At 42.7% G+C, this 18,702-nt stretch carries 12 protein-coding genes, 1 pseudogene and 1 riboswitch; of the genes and pseudogenes, 7 read left to right on the top strand and 6 right to left on the bottom strand.

The annotated features are described in order from the left end of the window. Nucleotides 1–94: 94 nt before the first annotated feature. Nucleotides 95–472: pseudogene (locus PY364_RS10255) on the top strand (ACT domain-containing protein); the annotation flags it as partial. A 51-nt stretch (nt 473–523) separates the two neighbouring features. On the opposite strand, the gene PY364_RS10260 reads toward PY364_RS10255, so the two are convergent. The 5 genes from PY364_RS10260 to PY364_RS10280 form a co-directional block, all read right to left on the bottom strand. Beyond that, nucleotides 524–1,330 (bottom strand): hypothetical protein, encoded by an 807-nt coding sequence (locus PY364_RS10260; RefSeq protein WP_275522265.1) that lies wholly within the window; start codon nt 1,328–1,330, stop codon nt 524–526. A gap of 131 nt (nt 1,331–1,461) precedes the next feature. Beyond that, nucleotides 1,462–3,015, bottom strand: a complete 1,554-nt coding sequence (locus PY364_RS10265; protein ID WP_275522266.1) for a hypothetical protein — start codon at nt 3,013–3,015, stop codon at nt 1,462–1,464. A 103-nt stretch (nt 3,016–3,118) separates the two neighbouring features. Beyond that, nucleotides 3,119–6,370, bottom strand: a complete 3,252-nt coding sequence (locus PY364_RS10270; RefSeq protein ID WP_275522267.1) for a tubulin-like doman-containing protein — start codon at nt 6,368–6,370, stop codon at nt 3,119–3,121. Nucleotides 6,371–6,388: 18 nt separating this feature from the next. After that, nucleotides 6,389–7,474, bottom strand: coding sequence for a VWA domain-containing protein (locus PY364_RS10275; protein WP_275522268.1), 1,086 nt, complete (start codon nt 7,472–7,474; stop codon nt 6,389–6,391). A gap of 193 nt (nt 7,475–7,667) precedes the next feature. Further along, nucleotides 7,668–8,708 (bottom strand): ankyrin repeat domain-containing protein, encoded by a 1,041-nt coding sequence (locus PY364_RS10280; protein WP_275522269.1) that lies wholly within the window; start codon nt 8,706–8,708, stop codon nt 7,668–7,670. Nucleotides 8,709–9,020: 312 nt separating this feature from the next. Between PY364_RS10280 and PY364_RS10285 the strand changes: the two genes are divergently transcribed. The 5 genes from PY364_RS10285 to PY364_RS10305 all read left to right on the top strand — a co-directional run bounded on the left by PY364_RS10285 (nt 9,021) and on the right by PY364_RS10305 (nt 13,613). Further along, on the top strand, nt 9,021–10,976 hold the full coding sequence (locus PY364_RS10285; protein ID WP_275522270.1) for a long-chain fatty acid--CoA ligase: 1,956 nt from the start codon (nt 9,021–9,023) through the stop codon (nt 10,974–10,976). A gap of 91 nt (nt 10,977–11,067) precedes the next feature. Then, nucleotides 11,068–11,517, top strand: a complete 450-nt coding sequence (locus PY364_RS10290; protein WP_275522271.1) for a YlqD family protein — start codon at nt 11,068–11,070, stop codon at nt 11,515–11,517. A gap of 178 nt (nt 11,518–11,695) precedes the next feature. Beyond that, nucleotides 11,696–12,991 carry a dihydrolipoamide acetyltransferase family protein gene (locus PY364_RS10295; protein ID WP_275522273.1) on the top strand — a complete coding sequence of 432 codons (1,296 nt, stop codon included), beginning with the start codon at nt 11,696–11,698 and terminating at the stop codon, nt 12,989–12,991. A 236-nt stretch (nt 12,992–13,227) separates the two neighbouring features. Next, a complete protein-coding gene (locus PY364_RS10300; protein ID WP_275522274.1) occupies nt 13,228–13,467 on the top strand; it encodes a hypothetical protein in 240 nt (79 codons plus the stop codon). After that, nucleotides 13,455–13,613: a hypothetical protein gene (locus PY364_RS10305; RefSeq protein WP_275522275.1), complete on the top strand. Its 159-nt coding sequence runs from the start codon at nt 13,455–13,457 to the stop codon at nt 13,611–13,613. The genes PY364_RS10300 and PY364_RS10305 overlap by 13 nt, the downstream gene beginning before the upstream one ends. Before the next feature lie 222 nt (nt 13,614–13,835). Here the strand turns inward: PY364_RS10305 and PY364_RS10310 are convergent, their stop codons facing one another. Beyond that, the gene (locus PY364_RS10310) at nt 13,836–14,840 is read right to left on the bottom strand and encodes a zinc-dependent alcohol dehydrogenase family protein (protein ID WP_275522276.1); all 1,005 of its coding nucleotides are present in this window, start codon (nt 14,838–14,840) and stop codon (nt 13,836–13,838) included. 417 nt (nt 14,841–15,257) lie between these two features. Between PY364_RS10310 and PY364_RS10315 the strand changes: the two genes are divergently transcribed. After that, on the top strand, nt 15,258–18,158 hold the full coding sequence (locus PY364_RS10315; RefSeq protein ID WP_275522277.1) for a bifunctional diguanylate cyclase/phosphodiesterase: 2,901 nt from the start codon (nt 15,258–15,260) through the stop codon (nt 18,156–18,158). A 144-nt stretch (nt 18,159–18,302) separates the two neighbouring features. After that, nucleotides 18,303–18,450, top strand: a riboswitch (cobalamin riboswitch). Nucleotides 18,451–18,702: the final 252 nt, after the last annotated feature.

Genomic DNA, 18,702 nt, shown 5'->3' on the forward strand with positions numbered 1-18,702 from the left:
GGTTAGGGCACCGCCTAGAAGGCGGCGTTACGTTCAACAAATAAAGTTGTCCTAACCGTCCTGGCGGTTGCTATAATTAAACTTTTAATTACCTATGACTAGCCCCACAGCAACTTTACTAATTTCTTGTCCAGATAGACGCGGACTTGTTGCTAAATTTGCGAATTTCATCTATGGACATAATGGCAATATTATCCACGCCGATCAACACACCGACTTTGCGGCTGGACTGTTCCTTACTAGGATAGAATGGCAATTAGAAGGATTTGATTTATCTAGAGAAGAAATAGCACCCGCTTTCAGCGCGATCGCGCAACCCCTCGAAGCTAACTGGCAACTACATTTTTCCGATACAATACGGCGAATGGCTATTTGGGTAAGCCGTCAAGACCATTGTTTGTTAGACTTGATTTGGCGACAACAATCTCAAGAACTTTTAGCGGAAATTCCTTTAATTATCAGCAACCATCCTATGTGTTTGAGTGAGCAGAGCCAATAAAATATTATAATTGCAAAACCAAAGCTATTTTTCAACAGCCGGAGGTGTAAAGCGAATTTCGATACGTCTCCTAGTTGGATCGGGAGTGCGATCGCTTGGAGCATATTCTCCAGTAGGTAAAAATAGTTGTGCTGCTGAATAAGCACGGAATTTTAAACCTTGTAGTTGACCTGTTTTTTGTTGAACTGCTTGCAAATTTTTGACTACTGCTAAAGCCCGCATTAATCCCAAATCTGCATTAGAACCTGCTTTTAAATTACTGACAGATTCATTACCAATAGCTACACTTTCTAAGGTTTGATCGAGATTGCTAATCGGTGCTACTGTTTCTTGACCGTCAGTATGACCAATTATTTCTACAACATAGCCGGGATATTGCTTGGCAAAACTTTCAAGTTGATTGACTACGTTGTTATCGATAAATAAACGTAGACCCTCTGGTAAATCCGCTCGTCCGGCTTCAAATTTAAGAGGGCGTTTTTCAGAATCTATATCGGAGTCTTTAATGATAATTAAAGGTGGAGATTGTAAACTTTCTATTTTTCGCTGAAGTCCTTTAATTTCATTTTCTTTTTCATTAAGATAATTATTTTTTAGCTGCAATTCGGATTTTGAACTATTAAGTATTTGCGTAATCTCTGCGATTTCTCTTTGAGCTTTAGCCAGTTCGTCGCTTGTATTTTCTACTCTTGATTTTAAGAAGACAGATTTGACTAAAGCTAACAAGAGAAATAAATTGATAATCATAAAGGCGTTAGACATCAAATCCGTAAAAGCAGGCCAGATATTGAGGTCTTCATCTGAATTTATGGAATGGGGACGGCGACGCATAATTTAAAGTTCTCAGTTGTGGTTAAAATTTTACAGGACTTACGCACGATTACGTAACGCCGCCATCCTGGCGGTTTCTTTACCGCCAAGATGGCGGCGTTACTGATAGTTTTGGGTAAGTTCTGTTTTACTTATTCCTTCGGCATATTTTCTCGTTTTTCTAACTCTTTCAATATATTTTTATCGCTTATATGCCTATCTACAACCGGACTTTCTAAGTTTTCTTTTAATGTTTCTACCAACTCAGCAAGCTCATATTTTATGTCACTAAGATGGTTGACATATTCCTCAATACTTTCAGCGACAGCCTGGGATTGTAGTCTATTACTTTCAGCTTGATTATTCATAGTTTCTGCAACCCTAAAAGTCAAATTATCCATACTCTGATTAACCTGGTTTGTATGGTTATTGATAGTTTGTACTAACTTTGTTAACTCAACTTGCACTTTGTCTAAACTATCTACTCTAACCACGATTCGTTTCTGTAGCTTGTCAAGAGTTGTGACAGCAGACTCAAAACTTTGAGATCCTTGCTGAAATTTTGGAATAATCTGACTAAGCGATTGCTGATTAATTTGATGCAATTCTAAGACTTGTACTGAACTTTGATTAAGTCTACTAATTTCTGCTGTCATGTTTACCAACTGTTGACTAAAATCCTCAATTTGACTCAAGATATTGCCAAGAGATTGAACGCTATCAGCTAGACTTGACGAGGAATTAGAAAAGTTATTTTGAACATTAGCTAAATTAATTGTAGCTAGTGACAATTTTTGGGGAAAATCGTTTTTCTCAAAGGCTTTAGATACTTCGATAAATTTTCCAGCAGCTTCTTTCAATTCATTAGCACCTCTTGAGATTGAACCAGAAGCTTCAGCTAACCCTCCGTAAACTTGTTCGGCTAAATTAGCAGCCTTAAGGTTAGCTTCAATAATTTCTTGAATCTTATCTTTCAAAGCAGATTCTACACCCTCGCGGACAGTTTGACCAAATCTAGTTAAAAAGTTGTCAAAGGTATCTGCCATCCCTTTAACTACTTTATCAAGCCGAGTTTTCCCCTGTAGCGTTGGCTGATAAACATTATCTAAATAATCTTCTAAAGAGCTAATTAACTGTGACTTAGCTAAACCTGTATTCCAAATTAGATTAACCACAGTCAAGATGGAACTAAAAAATACTGCAATCAGACTGCTAATAAAGGCAATTCCCATCCCTTTCAGGGGTTCTTGCAATTCATTAAGTAATAAATCAATATTTTTACTTTCTTGAAGGGTTTGACTCAGACTAGATAAGTTAAGCGTAATTCCCAGAAAAGTTCCTAACAAACCAAAAGATAGCAACAGATTAGGTAAGATTCGACAAAAATAATCAACTCTATCGTAATTAAATGCTATCCCCAAAAACCTCAATTTTTGTTGACTATAAATCCCATCAATTAAAGCCGCTGAATTGACTTCTTCTAGATACTCGCTAGCAGCTTTAAATCTACTTTCCAAGTCTTCTACAATTCTCGGTTTCGAGCCTGCTTGGTTATCCTTCAGCAGCAATCTCACTTCTTTTGTCTTTTGCGCTAAATTGCCATAAAGACTAATTCGTTGAAGTGCAGCAAATAAAGCGGGTAAAATTACCAGCACTACAGTTGGAACAAGTAAGTATACTGGAAATAAATTCAACCATTCAAACATCAGCGATACACTCCTATATTAATTTTTTTTACACAGGACTTACCCACGATTGTAACGCCGCCATCCTGGCGGTAAGGATAGTTTTGCGTAAGTCCTGTTTGAATCAAATCGGATATTTTCTCAAAATATCTTCCCGTAACTTTTCATACTCCTTATCTGTAACAATCCCATCATTGACATCCTGTTTCAACCGCTCCAATTCTTGCCGTCTCTTAGTACGATTATCGACAACATCAGTAGGTTCAACAACTATTTCTGGCTGCGTAAATTGCTGATAAGCACCGATTCCAGGAGGGGAAGTATTAGGATTTAGCGAACTTTTAAATCGTTCTTCCATTTGTTTGCGAAAACGATTAATAATTCCCTCCTTAGCTGGCATTTCAGTAGTGGCTGGAACTCCAACTACTGTAGCTCTGTAAGGATAATTAGGACTATCTTCTGTCAAGTTATCTACCAGCTTTACAAAATCCCGTAATTTCGGTAAATAGTCTTTCTCCCAAAGAGCGGGATGTTTTTCAATCTGAGCAATTGCTCTCTCTAAAAACCCCTTTAAAGCATCAGTCATATCCCGCCGATTAGCCAATTCTTCGAGTGCTTGATTCCATACCGGACTAATCCCAGCAGTATAATAACAGTCACGCAAATCGTCATAATACTGAAACTCTAACTGCTGAGTATCAGCATTTTTACCAATTAGATCGAAAGCCAAACAAGGATAAAAAACATCCTCTAATTCCTCGATTTTCAGAGCATCAGGTGGCATAATATCAGTGAAGGTAATTCGGTAGTCATTGTGCAGAAAAGAACTCTCCGAATTTCCTTCGCGAATGTATGGATTTCGCATCTGTTCCAAACCGCTAATTAGTCTCAGTGGAAACCCCGCATACTCAGTCACAATTAAAATTTCATCCTCAGCTTGAGTAGGTTTTAAGACACTTTCAGCAATTCCCAAATCTCGTCCCAGAGTAATTTTAAACTGCTGCACTTCCGACTCGTCAGTATCCTTAAAACCAACCAAATCGCTTCTTTTCGCAGGACTATTCCGAAAGTAAGGATCGCTCAAATTCAAACGGAGAAGCGGTTCAGCTTGCTGTCTAATTTGTCCCAAACGAGTCGAACGATCCTGTATCGAATAATTTTGGATAAAACGCTTAATCACAGATTGCACAATCTGAGTGCTGCGAGAACCAAATAACCTATCAACGGTCAAATCAATTTCTTTTTGTAGTTGTATTTGAGTCGTCTTATCCATTAAAGAAACAATTGAATCTCCCACTCCCGAAACTTGTGTAATCTCCTTACTTACTAGCACCAACTGAGAGCGAAAATCTTGCTCTGGTAGCAAAGTTTTATAACACCCCTCAATATCCTCATTGTCAAAAATTGCCTCGCCACTCATCTCATCAAAATTCAATTGCCTTAAATCGCTTTCCTCCTTCTCATAATCACTCTTTAAATTATCCGCTACGCGGTTAAAACCAGCCACTTGAGTTTCACGTTCTGAAACGTGCTTCTGCAAACTACCAACAATTTGCAAAGCTTCCTGAGTCACAGCTAAATCAAAATTGTGCTTAATTAAATCGCAAACTTCCCGCACAACTCTTTTCGCCTCAGCTTGCACTTGCCGATTTTTACTACCCACAATTGGCAATTCAAATCTTTGCTCAATATCCTCAATTATTTCCTCTGCATCGCGCCATTTCTTCTCCACATCTTCTAATTTACGATTTCCTCCAAAATTAGTAATTTCCTCCTCTAACTGACGCTGATAACTATTCAAATCAGTCTCCAAAGCATCCAACCAATCACGACCGCTTTTAATCGAAAACTTTACATTTCCCGGAGTTAATAAACTCGCCAAAAACTGATCGATGTCCTGCTTAAGCTGTTCTGTAATCGTCGGACGAATTTGTAACAATCTTGTCAGCCAGATTCCTCTCGTACTCTCAGTTTCCCCAGGCTGCGTTTTACGAAACTGCTCTCTAAACTCTCGCGGTAAAGTTTGCCTGATGCCAATCCGGTCATCCTTACTTTTACAATCATTAATTACTCGCTCTAATTTAGCATTTCTCCAAGTATTGAGCGTACTAACAAAAGTCTTATTCGATTCTTGTACAGCTTCCGCCAATCTAGTAGTAAAACCATCCCGATTAGCTAAATCGCTATGCCAGCGATACTGAATTAAAAACTGTTCAAGTAACAACTGTGGATCTGGGCTTTGTCCCTCTCCATTTAACCAGAATGTTACTAATTTTAAACTAATTCGAGTCAAAGCAATTTGTACAATAATATCGCGGGGAAAATAAATCGCGGCCAGTCCGAAAGTTAAATACCGCTGAATATTCGGTCGCGGGTGGCCGTCCCACTGAATTAAATGCTGCAAGAAGTTATCTCGCATTCCCTTAACTACAGGCGCTAATTCTCCTGAAAAATCCAGTGCTATTTTATGAGCAATTACATTACATAATTTGCGCTGTTCTAGAATCGAATACTCCCCCGCAGTTTGGTTAGAAACTAAATAAGCATAGTCAAAAGGCGGTCGCGATTCCTGCACTAAAACTAAGTCTTGCATATCATAACAAGCCTCAAATTTAGTGCCGGGAGTAGTGTAGTAATTCAATTCCTTAAGTGCAGCATAAGTATTGGCACTCATATTAGAAGTATTGCCGTATAACTGCGGACTAATCACCAAATAGCCTACAATTTGAGCGCCTTGTTCGCCATAAGCTTGTCTGAGACTATAAGCAATATCTAAAAACATTCCGCTACCAGTCCCGCCACACAGAGAACCCACGACAAAAATATTCAATCCGGGTTCAATTCTTAAGCCAGATTTGAGTAAAGTTGCTTCGTGTCCCCGCGTCCGTCTTTCTGCGGTTTCAACGGCAGTTTTAATCTTTTGATAATTGTGAAAAAAAGCTAATCTGCCTACAGGTCTAATTCCTTTTGCTCCCTCTTCTACTGCTTTAATATTGCGTAATAATTGGGGTGGAAACCAGCGAGCAATATGGTCGTAAGGCCCTTGCCGATCGTAGTTAGAACGTCGTTCTAAGCCTTGTACAAAGTTAGTTACTTCTGCTGATGTCATGGTCGCGCCTACTTTTTCAGAGTCGCGAAAACTGAGGTCAACACCGTGATAGGTACTACCAGTTCGCAAACCCGATACTTGGGTTGCGGCTTTGTCAGTATCAATGTGAACAAAACTCACTATTGGTAACTCGCTCAAATCGCCGTAGCGATCTACAATTAAGCGGCGAATTCGCATTAAAACATCTCTGCCCGTACCCCCTAAACCAATGCAAATAGTCCTGTTTATACCCCGCACTTGCCGATCGCTGCTTGTAGTTTGAGTCATCTTTATATCCCTGATTGTTTATTTTTTTACTTGAATTACAATCTCGTATTCTCTTTTTTTTGCATCGGGACAATTGAGCCTAATTCTAGTAGTATTAGTTATCAAAGTCCGCTCTGTCACTTCTTTGGCATTCAAAAAAATAGCCGCCTCTCCAGTTGGTTCTAAATAAAGTTTCTCCCCCTTCCGTAATAAATAAGCTCTGACTTCTGGCCCTGGAGTATCAATCGAATCAGCACAGCTAGATTCGTACTCACCAATTGCAATTCTTTGATTATTTCCCAGATAGCATACTTGGTCATCCTCTTTCGCAGTAGCTCTCAAATCTACAGCCAGAGTCCATTTCCTGTGCAGCCGCCAGAACTTGATGGCAGTAACTACACCAGCAGTCAGGGCAATTCCCGAAATTAACACAGGCAACCATAACTGATTAAATAAATAAGCAGAAACTAAACAAGTTTCTCGCCCTCCCGGTGCTGGTGTACAAAACTCCTGTACATTCGGAGAAATGTCAACAACACTTAATTTATATTGTTTATTATCCTTAGTTCTAATAGCTAGCGATCGCTCCCGTAAAGGCAATACCTGAAGCCAACTTTGACGCTGTTGACTCGCTTGAGAATTTCCAATCCGAAACTGACTATCAGCAGGCGTTTCTACCCACTCCCCCGAACTCGCAGGCGACTGAGTAAATAACGGTGCATCACTAATCCAAACTACAGACTGAGGTTTAATCGGTTGATTCCCTCCCAAACGACACTGATTAATATTCGCAAGACCTTGATAAATAGTAAGTTCTGCCTGCTGAATATCTGTATTTTGAAAATTTAGATTAGGCTGAAAAGGAATAGATTGTAAAATTAGGTCGAGATCGTTCTTGCCATTAAACTTAATAGAATTTTCTGGAAGCAAAGGATTGACATTAGCCGCCAGAGGATTTACTGTTGTTGCAAAAGGCACAACATAGACTGTATCTCCCGGCCGCAAACTATCCTCAACTATCTGACGCAAACGGATGCGACCCTCATCATTAAGGCCAACACTCTCCGTTAAATCAATTGCCAAAACTACATCGCGTCCGCCGTGAAGACGAGCAACCAATTCCATGCCCGTTTTTTGTAAAGGGGCAAGCGGTTGCCCTGGAGTAACTGTCTGACAAGACTCAGCCAAGAAAGTAGAACCCTAAAGTTATTTGGACTATTATACTCGGTATTTTAGCGATTTTTGTAAACCGTATCTTAATTTAGGGCAATAAAACAGTTGTATTTGAGTGATCTGCCATACGAATTATGAGTGATTATTAATCCACTAATCCGTAGTCTGTTGCGCCGTAACTCAGTAATAAAGCTATCATTTCTGTACAATTTACGGCCTCACTGAGAGGAGTAGCGCCAATCCAACTTCTGCTATTAACATCAGCACCATAAGTTATCAATAGTTCGGCTACTTCTAACTCGGCTTCGCCTGCTGCATAGTGTAACGGAGTGTACCTCTGGAATTTTGTGCTAGAATTTACTTGTGCACCACTTGATAATAGTAATTCTGCAATCTCTACAGATCCTTTTCTTGCTGCAATATGTAATGTGCTACCCCATCCTCCACTTTGCTTGTTAACATCTGCACCTTTAGCAATCAATAACTCTACTATTTGTCTGTTATTTTCATAGACCGCTATATGCAGTGGAGTTCCTGCTTTACCAATGCGGTTCATATCTGCACCTCGGTCAATTAATAACTCCACAACTTCTATATGATTGTGTCTGACTGCGTGATGCAGAGGTGTTTCACTAGCTGGGGTATCAAAATTGACATCAGCACCGTTATCTATTATTAGCTCTGCAATCTGGCGATGACCACCTAATGCAGCACAGTGAAGTGGAGTCATCCCTCGATTACGTTTGGCGTTAATTGGTATTCCTTGTTCAATATAATTTCTGACTGCATTTATATCTCCTCGTAAAGCCGCAAAGTGAATTCCAATTCTAGCACCGCGAGCAAAGAGACTTTCAACAACTTCTGAATGATTACGAATCTCTGCCTCTAATAATGGATTTAGACCATCTTCATTGTTCAACCCTTGATTGACATCAGCCCCATAAGCAATCAAAATCTCTACAATTTCTTTGTACCCTTCTTGAACTGCTAAACACAGTAGTGTAACACCTTGACCTTTGCGAATATCTACATTCACACCTTTTTCCAAACAAAGTCTCACAGTCTGAATATCATTATCTATAACTGCCTCATGTATTTTGGTGAGGGGATTGGTGAGCACACGCCAAATGATAAAGGCAACAGTTGCTACAAGCCATAAATAGAATAGTTGATCTCCAATACTCATATTTCAGGGTTTTTCCTTTATTTGGCTAATCATTACTTTTTGTTTGTTGACTCTAAATAAGTAGGCACGAATAAACCTAACTATGTAACAACATCAATATCCACCAACTCAGCCATACTCAAGGCAATTTCTACCGCTCAACCGAGAAACCAAGTCGATCGCAACCAGTTTTCGCCAAAGTCCCATAGTCAGGTAAAAATAGACAAGGGCAGGTTGGCAAACTGTCCCTCAAATACCACATAACCATTAAAATATCAGAGATATTAAAGTTGTAGTCAATAATTTTCTCCCTAAAAACTCAGGAAATACCCTATGAACCGCCCCACAGATTCCAGTTCCGCCCACCAGATATGCGAAATCGAACGCACCAACCTCAACACCGTAGAGAATTACACTTCATTACAATCTCTTCCTGAAATTTGGCAAATTGCTAAACAGAGATTCAGTCAAGTAATCGCCCTTCACGATCCTCACAGCAAGCCAGAAGTCAAGCTTACCTACGCAGAGTTATATCAGCAAATTCAACAATTTGCTGCCGGCTTACAAGCATTAGGAATCGAGCCAACGGAAGAAGGAGATGTTCCCGATCGCATCGCCCTTTTTGCCGACAACAGCCCTCGCTGGATGATCGCCGATCAAGGCATAATGACCGCAGGAGCCGCCGATGTTGTGCGGGGTGCAGGAGCAGACCCCGAAGAACTACTCTATATCCTCAAAGATAGCGGCAGCACAGCCCTAGTAGTTGAAAACTCAGCACTATTGCGAAAACTGCGCGATCGCCTCCCCGACTTACCCATCCAATTCATCATCCTCCTCTCCGACGAAGAACCAGAAAAAAGCGAAACCCTCACAGTCATCAAATTTTCCGAAGTCATCGCCACAGGAGCCAACCGCCTCCTCAAACCCACCAATTACAAACGTCACACCCTAGCTACCCTACTCTACACCTCCGGCACCACAGGCAAACCCAAAGGCGTTGTACTTACACACGGCAACCTCCTACATCAAATCACCACCTTCGGAGCCATCCTTCAACCCCAACCAGGAGAATCCGCCCTCAGTATTCTCCCCAGTTGGCACGCCTACGAGCGTACTGTTGAATACTTTCTTCTCTCCCAAGGATGCGCCCAAATTTACACCAGCATCCGCTATTTTAAACAAGATTTTAAAACCTGTAAACCCCAATATATGGTCAGCGTCCCCCGCATTTGGGACTCAATTTATGAAGCCGCACAAAAGCAATTTCGCGAACAACCAGCCAACAAGCAAAAATTAGTTAACTTCCTCTTAGGAGCCAGCCTTCAATACATACAATCTCGCCGCATTGCCCAAGATTTAACCCTAAATTTAGAACCCCCAACTCCCGCCCAAAAATTAACAGCCCAAATCAAAACCCTTCTACTTTGGCCTCTCCACGCCATCGGTGAAAAACTGATTTATCAAAAAGTTCGCGAAGCCACAGGCGGACAATTCAAATGGGCAATCAGCGGCGGTGGTTCCTTAGCTACTCACTTAGATAACTTCTTTGAAATCACCGGTATCGGCTTATTAGTAGGATACGGTTTAACCGAAACCTCCCCAGTGCTCACAGTCCGCCGTCCCTGGCACAACCTACGAGGATCGGCAGGACAACCACTGCCAGAAACAGAAATAAAAATAGTTGACCCCGAAACTCGGAAATCACTTCCCACCGGACAGACAGGCCTAGTTTTAGGGCGGGGGCCGCAAATCATGGGAGGCTACTATTTAAACCCCCAAGCCACAGCTAAAGCAATAGATAAAGAAGGCTGGTTCGATACAGGGGATTTAGGCTGGATGACAGCAGGAAATGATTTAATATTAACCGGTCGGGCAAAAGATACAATCGTGCTTACAAATGGCGAAAATATCGAACCCCAACCAATAGAAGATGCCAGCCTCCGCAGCGCTTATATCGATCAAATTATGCTAGTAGGTCAAGATCAAAAAGTTCTGGGTGCATTGATCGTACCGAATCAGGAAGCCCTACAGAAGTGGGCAACCAGTCTGAATCCCTCAATACAGGAAATCGACTGGAATAGCAAGGCAGTTCAAGATTTATTTCGCCAAGAATTAAACCGCGAAGTCCAAAACCGACCCGGATACCGCCCAGACGACCGCATCGGCCCCTTCCGCCTGATTTTGGAGCCGTTTTCAGTGGAAAATGGGATGCTGACCCAAACCCTGAAAATTAAGCGCCCTGTTGTAATGGAACACTACCGCGATATGATTAACGAGATGTTTAAGTAACAGCGGTCAGGGGAGTAGTCAAAACGATCTTCCCTTCCCCTTCTAAACAATTTCTAACTGGCAACTGACAACAAACACAATCAAAATCTTTATGGATGTCTCCAACAATCAATTACTCCTGAAACGAGCGATTAACGTTAAAGTCATCGTTACTCCCCGCTGGAAAGAAGAGGCTCAACAGCAACTTCAAGCTCAAATTAACCAAATAGATTCTCAACTGCAACAGCTAGAAATGCAAGGGCAGCGAATGATTAATGATATTCAACGGCAAAGTCTGCAACCACCTGGCCCGCAGGTAGTGCAGCAAATTGAGAACATTCAAGTGCAGGTAAATCAAAAGAAAAGCGAATTGCTAGATCAGAAAAATCAAAGCCTCCAACAACTCAACCAAGTGCAGATATTAGACCTAGAACAGGAAGTTGCCCAAGGTCAAATTGAAAGCATATTCAGCGTCCAGACTGGAGATAACTTGATTCAAAAAATGCAGGTAGAAGTGCTCCTGCGGGACGGTTTAGTTGAAGAAATTCGCGGGGATATTTAGAGAGTAATTCTGGGTAATTTGGTAATTGAGAATTTGGGAATTGGAAATTTACCGTCAGTTATTTGTGTGTCGAAAATTTAAAATCGGCTGGCTGTTACCAATTCTCCCTTTTTACTTGCCCAGGCCCTCACCCCATTACCTATTACCGATTTAGCCGTTGAGAAAGGATGTTTGAGAAATGATTCGCGAAGTGTTCATGCCCGCCCTGAGCTCTACTATGACCGAGGGCAAAATTGTTTCTTGGGTTAAATCGCCGGGAGACAAGGTAGAAAAAGGTGAAACGGTGGTTGTGGTTGAGTCTGACAAAGCAGACATGGATGTGGAGTCTTTCTACGAAGGCTTTTTGGCTATTATTATTGTCGCTGCTGGGGATGTTGCGCCTGTTGGGGCGGCGATCGCCTTAGTTGCAGAAACTGAAGCTGAAATCGAAAAAGCTCAGCAGCAAGCCACCTCCGCCCCCGTGAAAGTAGCCGCCGCCCCCGCCCAAAGTCCCGCCACTCCTGCGGCTGCTGTTGCTTCTGCACCCGCCGCGCTGCAAGAGAGCCCAAACCGCCGCAATGGGCGCAGCGTCGCCTCTCCCCGTGCTCGCAAGTTAGCCAAGGAACTCAAAGTTGATTTAAGTTCCCTGCAAGGTAGCGGGCCTCACGGTAGGATTGTGGCAGAGGATGTGGAAGTGGCCGCTGGTAAAGTGAAAGCGCCTGCTGTTCAGCAAGCAGTAGCGATCGCTGCACCCACCGCAGCGCCAGTACCAGCGAAACCCGCAGCAGCGGCGGCCCCTCCTGTGGGTGCGATCGCGCCTTTGGGTCAAGTAATGCCCATGAACGCCCTGCAAAATGCTGTAGTGCGGAATATGACCGCCAGCCTCTCCGTGCCTGTTTTCCATGTCGGTTATACAATTACTACTGACAATCTAGACAAACTCTACAAACAGGTGAAGTCAAAGGGCGTAACGATGACGGGGCTGTTAGCGAAAGCCGTAGCCGTAACGCTGCAAAAACATCCTTTACTTAACGCTTGCTATGTGGAGTCGGGGATTCAATACCGCGCTGAGATTAATATTGCTGTAGCAGTAGCAATGGATGGCGGCGGATTGATTACTCCCGTCCTTCAAAAGGCGGATCAAATGGATATTTATTCGCTTTCTCGCAGTTGGAAAGATTTAGTCGATCGCGCTAGAAGTAAGCAATTGCAACCTGCGGAATATAGCACGGGCAGTTTTACCCTATCAAATTTAGGAATGTTTGGGGTAGATAAGTTTGATGCGATTTTACCACCCGGTCAGGGTTCAATTTTAGCGATCGGCTCTTCGCGGCCGCAAGTGGTTGCGAATGAAGAGGGATTGATCGGGGTGAAACGGCAAATGCAGGTGAATATTACTTGCGATCATCGCATTATTTACGGTGCTGATGCTGCGGCATTTTTGCAGGATTTGGCGAAGTTAATTGAAACAAATCCTCAATCTTTGACGCTGTAAAAAGTGGAAATTAGTAATTGGTAATTGGTAATGGGTAATGGGTAATGGGGAATTGGTAATTGCTAATTGCTAATTGCTAATTGCTAATTGCTAATTACCCATCTTCCCTCTCTTCCCCTCTCTTTCCCTAGCCCCTAGCCCCTAGCCCCTAGCCCCTTCTTCCCCTAGCCCCTTCTTTCGTACAAAGATGCGTAATTATTAGGTATAATTAATTAAAAATTGTGAGGGATTAGGTCATGCAATCAGCTTTACACATAAAATCTAAAGTTTTACCAGGGAATAAGCTTGAGATTGATGTTCCAGATGGGGCAGTTGGCGATAGTGTAGATGTGTTTGTTATTTTGCCACAAAAAACTGAACCTAAACAAGTTTCGGTTATGGATATACTTAAAGAGTTACCAGGAAAGCGGCTGTTTCAAACTCCTGAAGAAGCGGACAAGTACCTTCAAGAGGAAAGAGACTCATGGGAACGTTAAACATTGCAGCCTCAAGCGTTGTCTATGTAGACACATCAATTATTATATACACCGTAGAGAAGTTTCCAGAATACTTACCACTGCTAGAATCTATGTGGGTTAGTTTCCATACGGGGGAAATTGAAAGTGAAGTTTTGGCATCTTGAGCTATCCCTTATATAATTCGGCGGTTGAAACCGCAACTACACAAACTAAGTCCGCCTGCGCGGACTAACGGATTTTACCGATTACACGGATTACACGGATTAGTTAGAGTCATGATTATTTAGTCTGTGAAATCAGAGGAATCTGTAAAATCTGTGTATCCAATTACCAATTACCAATTACCCATTACCAATTCCCAACTATCAACTATCAATTACCAACTATCAACTATCAATTACCAAAACAATCTTACCAGTCATCGAGCCAGATTCTAGTAACTTATGAGCCGCTACAGCTTCTTCCAGAGGGAAAGTTTTACCTACATGAATTTTCAGTAAACTGTTATCTATCCAGCGAGAACACTGCTCTAAAATCTTAGCTTGCTGTATTTGTTCCTCCACCAACCCTTCCAACATTGGTGTTAGCATCAATTCCAAACTAATTCGCAGATTTCGCAACCTAGCTATCTTCAAATTTCCTAAAGCTGGATTGGGTTCCAAAATTGTCACCACATCTCCGTAAATCCGAACGCAGGGAAATGCTTGATAAAAAGTTTCGTCACCTACCGTATCAAAAGCTAAGTCTACTCCTTGCCCTTGAGTCCAACCTAAAACTTCATCGACCACATCTCTATTTTTGTAAATAATCGGTAAGTCGGCACCCAATTCCGTAACAAAATTAGCTTTTTCTTCAGAACTAACCGTCGTGCAAACATCCGCACCTTGTAACTTTGCTAACTGGATAGCAACATGACCAACTCCGCCAGCACCGGCGTAAATTAACACCTTTTGACCAGTTTGTAGCCGTCCGCGATCGTAAAGTGATTCCCAAGCCGTGATTAAAACTAGAGGGGCTGCGGCGGCTTCAGCAAAGCTGATTGAAGATGGTTTTCTGGCAACAAACTGCTCGTCTATAACCACAAATTCCGTGTAAGTTCCAGTTGGGCCGCCCAAACCGCCATTACAGAAATAAACCTCATCTCCAACTTGAAAAAGTTGAACCCCAGCACCTACAGCTTCGACAACACCAGCACCGTCACACCCCAAAATATGAGGAGTGTTATCTTGTTTTAAAGTGCCTCGCTGTCGTAATTTAGTATCAATAGGATTGACACCCGCCGCCCGTAACCGTACCAAGAGTTCTGTATCTTTCTGAATAGTTGGGGCGGGAATGTCCACAATTTGCAGGACTTCCGGGTTTCCAGGTGTATCAAAAGCGATCGCTTTCATAAAAATTTTTTGGCAATTCTGACTTAGGATCTGTTTCGATTCGATCCATTTGCCGATCGTACCTCAAATAGGTGCAGTGCGACCATGAGAGTCTGGACGAAGAAAGAAGATAAAAATCAAAAATCAAAAATTAAATTTTTTGTTAATTTTTAATGCTTTTGCCAGTCCCACTTCTGCCAGAGTAAAGGATGAGCTTCCTGACTATTGTGTGAGCAAATGCACATAAGTCTGGTAAGTTGGGCCACTTCCGAACATAGACTTAGCTGCTAAAGTATGAGTCCTGACCAATTTGAACGCTGAGTCAGTATGCCAGGATTAAATATAGGAACTTTGCATTAGTCACTCCTTATTACTCATAACTTAGTTATTTTTAAATAGATTGGTTTTAGGTAACTGTTGTCATCAAGGTGCTGATCCATGTTCGAGCTCGACCCATTTCTATCCAATGGGATTCCTGCATACCTTCTGGGGTTGTTGGTGACTTTTGCGATCGCGTTAAAAGCCTACACAAACAAAGGACTGCTAAAATCTACCACCGCTACAGCCGGAACTATTAGCGATCGCTCTTTGGCTATGGGAAATCTCTGGACAAGCGATCGGCTTCTAGTTCCTCGACAGCTTGCACCCTTGAAAACCTTAGCGGCTTGGCAGTGTAACAGTCAAGAAGACAGCAGCGCTACAGGAAGCGACCTTGCGAAGACTAGGATGCAGTCATTAGTAGCGCCGGAAATAGCACTAACAAATCTCACCATTGAGGAGCAACAGCGCCTAGAAGCAGCACTCCGCACCAGCGAGGCAAAATATCGCGTCTTAAGCGAGCAAATTTCTGCTGTCACCTACATCGCCCCCCTAGAGTGTCCTAGTAATCGGCTATATATCAGCTCACAAATCGTCAAACTCTTGGGCTATTCTCTGGAGGAATGGAACCTTTGTCCGAATCTACTATCTAAAATCCTGCATCCCGATGACTGCGATCGCCTCCTAGTAGAAGACGCAACCCGCCGCGCCGCCTCTATAAGCAAAGACAGCATTAATGACCAATCCTTTACTGTAGAATATCGCGCGATCGCAAAAAGCGGTCGCGTACTGTGGTTTCGCGATCGCGCAGTCGCAGTCTGGGACGAGGTAAATCAGTCGATTTTCCTCCAAGGTTTGATGTTTGACATTACAGAGAGCAAAGTCACCGAAAGAGCATTACAAGAGAGCGAATATCGGTATTACACCTTAGCAAAAATGCTACCAGTGGGAATTTTTCGCACCGAAACCGCTGGCGAGTGCTTGTATGTCAACCCCAGATTTTGCGAGATGGCGGGGTTAACTCCCGCAGAGGCGCTCAAATCCGGGTGGGCGCGATCGCTACACCCCGACGATCGCGATCGCGTTTTAACCGCATGGTATCGGGCAATCACAGATAAAATGCCTTTCAAGTTGGAATACCGCTTCCAAAAAGGCTCTGAGGTGACATGGGTATATTGTCAAGCCGTACCAGAAGTAGAAAAAAACGGCGAAGTTACTGGCTATTTGGGCACGCTTACCGATATTACCGATCGCAAACAAGCAGAAGAAAGCTTAAAACGAGCTGAAGAGAAATATCGCAGCATCTTTGAGAATGCGATCGAAGGAATTTTTCAAAGTACCCCAGAAGGACGCTACCTCAGCGCCAACCCCGCCTTAGCCAAAATCTACGGCTACAACTCCCCAGAAGAATTAATCGAACAAATACAAGACATCAAAACCCAAGTTTACGTTAACCCCAGACGTAGAGCTGAATTCGTGCGCGAAGTTGAGACCAAGTGTTCTATATCTGAATTTGAGTCCGAGGTTTACTGCGCCGATGGTAGCACGATTTGGATTTCGGAGAATGCGCGGACTGTTCGCAACAACAACGGCGAATTGCTTTACTACGAAGGCACTGTCGAAGATATCACCGTCCGCAAAATGGCTGAGGAGAAATTACTCCATGATGCTCTCCACGATACTCTCACAGGTCTGCCTAACCGAGCGTTATTTATGGATAGGTTGGGACACGCGATCGAACTGGGTAAGCGACGACCAGAAATTTTATTTGCCGTACTGTTTATCGACCTGGATCGCTTTAAAGTCGTCAATGACAGTTTAGGACATTTAGTCGGCGACCAACTACTAATCGCGATCGCCCAGCGATTGAAAATATGTCTGCGTACAGGAGATACAGTTGCCCGCCTGGGCGGAGATGAATTTGCAATTTTGTTAGAAAATATCAAAGATGCCAGCGACGCAACCATCATTGCTGAGCGAGTGCAAAACGAACTAGCAGCACCTTTCAACTTAAACGCCCACAAAATATTCAGCAGCGCCAGCATTGGCATTGTCTGTTCCGGTTTAGCCCCAGTCAGAGATAGCGAAGCTACCAGCTTACCCCATCTTCAATGTCCAATTTTATACGATCGCCCCGAAGACTTGCTCAGAGATGCAGATGCAGCCATGTATCACGCCAAAGCACAGGGTAAAGCTCGCCACGAAATATTTGATATGAGTATGCACACTCGCGCTGTGGCCCTTTTGGAACTAGAAAATGACCTGCGCCGCGCTGTCGAGCGTCACGAATTTCAGTTGTACTATCAGCCTATAGTCTCTCTCACAAATGGCAAGATTAGCGGTTTTGAGGTACTATTGCGCTGGGAACACCCGCAGCGCGGTTTAGTGTCGCCGGCAGAGTTTATCCGCGTAGCAGAAGAAACGAGACTCATTGTACCCATTGGTTGGTGGATGCTCCGCTCAGCTTGCCGCCAAATGTACGAATGGCAACAAGAATTTCCCGCAGATCCGCCTTTAACTATTAGCGTTAATCTTTCTAATCAACAATTTACCCAGCCAGATTTGATCGACCAAATCAGAAAAATCTTACTAGAAACTAAACTTAATCCCCGCAGTTTAAAGCTAGAAATTACTGAAAGCGTAATTATGGACAATGCCGAATCAGCAGCAGCTTTGCTACTACAATTGAGAGCTTTGGAAATTCAGTTATATATCGATGATTTTGGTACAGGCTATTCCTCACTTTCACGTCTACACAGTTTCCCAACTGATGCTTTAAAAATTGACCGAGCTTTTGTTAGTAGAATGGCTGATGATGAAGGCAACGAAGCAATTGTACAAACAATATTGATTTTAGCCGGTCATTTAGGCATGGATGTAATTGCTGAAGGAGTCGAAACCGCAGAACAATTAGCTCAACTCAGAACTCTACAATGTGAATACGGTCAAGGATATTTTTTCTCAAAACCAGTAGACTGTAATGCGGCGACGGTGCTAGTAGCAGCTCAACCCCAATGGTAAGAACAAGGAAGAAGGAAGAGGGAAGAAGGAAGAAGGAAGAAGGAAATAGTTGTTGTAGTAGGGATCTGCTATAATCCTTAATTCTAAAGCAAAAATTCTCAAGCCCCAAATAAAATTTTTTCCTAAAACACATAAAGTGTGCTATAGTCTGAAAATTCAGTCGGTTCTAGCGGGGAGCAGCCGCTAGAGGTAACGGGGAAAGTTCGGTGTAAATCCGTCGCTGTCCCGCAACTGTAAGGAGACAAAACCTGTCTCTAAAGTCAGAATGCCCGCCGAAATTTAGATAACTTTTGAACGCATCTGCGAGGTACGGATGAGCGGTAAATTTAATGTGACTGTAAGCGATATAAGCCCTCTTTTTGTCTGCCCAAACTTCGCCAGCATTTGGAAAGAGAGAAAGCGAAGTAAAAGCACAAGAAAAAAATATTAGGACAAGTTTTGCAGTCAGCAAAATAGTGGAACTTGTCCGATATTTTCGGCATTCAATAATTAAGAGTTTACGCAATCTTCGTAACGCCGCCCTCTGGGCGGTATCTTCACCGCC

The organism is Kamptonema sp. UHCC 0994, from assembly GCF_029167235.1.
GTDB lineage: Bacteria > Cyanobacteriota > Cyanobacteriia > Cyanobacteriales > Microcoleaceae > Kamptonema.

Coding starts and splice junctions, on each gene's coding strand:
- PY364_RS10260 (WP_275522265.1), bottom strand. CDS start 1,330: ATGCGTCGCCGTCCCCATTCCATAAATTCAGATGAAGACCTCAATATC.
- PY364_RS10265 (WP_275522266.1), bottom strand. CDS start 3,015: ATGTTTGAATGGTTGAATTTATTTCCAGTATACTTACTTGTTCCAACT.
- PY364_RS10270 (WP_275522267.1), bottom strand. CDS start 6,370: ATGACTCAAACTACAAGCAGCGATCGGCAAGTGCGGGGTATAAACAGG.
- PY364_RS10275 (WP_275522268.1), bottom strand. CDS start 7,474: ATGGAATTGGTTGCTCGTCTTCACGGCGGACGCGATGTAGTTTTGGCA.
- PY364_RS10280 (WP_275522269.1), bottom strand. CDS start 8,708: ATGAGTATTGGAGATCAACTATTCTATTTATGGCTTGTAGCAACTGTT.
- PY364_RS10285 (WP_275522270.1), top strand. CDS start 9,021: ATGAACCGCCCCACAGATTCCAGTTCCGCCCACCAGATATGCGAAATC.
- PY364_RS10290 (WP_275522271.1), top strand. CDS start 11,068: ATGGATGTCTCCAACAATCAATTACTCCTGAAACGAGCGATTAACGTT.
- PY364_RS10295 (WP_275522273.1), top strand. CDS start 11,696: ATGATTCGCGAAGTGTTCATGCCCGCCCTGAGCTCTACTATGACCGAG.
- PY364_RS10300 (WP_275522274.1), top strand. CDS start 13,228: ATGCAATCAGCTTTACACATAAAATCTAAAGTTTTACCAGGGAATAAG.
- PY364_RS10305 (WP_275522275.1), top strand. CDS start 13,455: ATGGGAACGTTAAACATTGCAGCCTCAAGCGTTGTCTATGTAGACACA.
- PY364_RS10310 (WP_275522276.1), bottom strand. CDS start 14,840: ATGAAAGCGATCGCTTTTGATACACCTGGAAACCCGGAAGTCCTGCAA.
- PY364_RS10315 (WP_275522277.1), top strand. CDS start 15,258: ATGTTCGAGCTCGACCCATTTCTATCCAATGGGATTCCTGCATACCTT.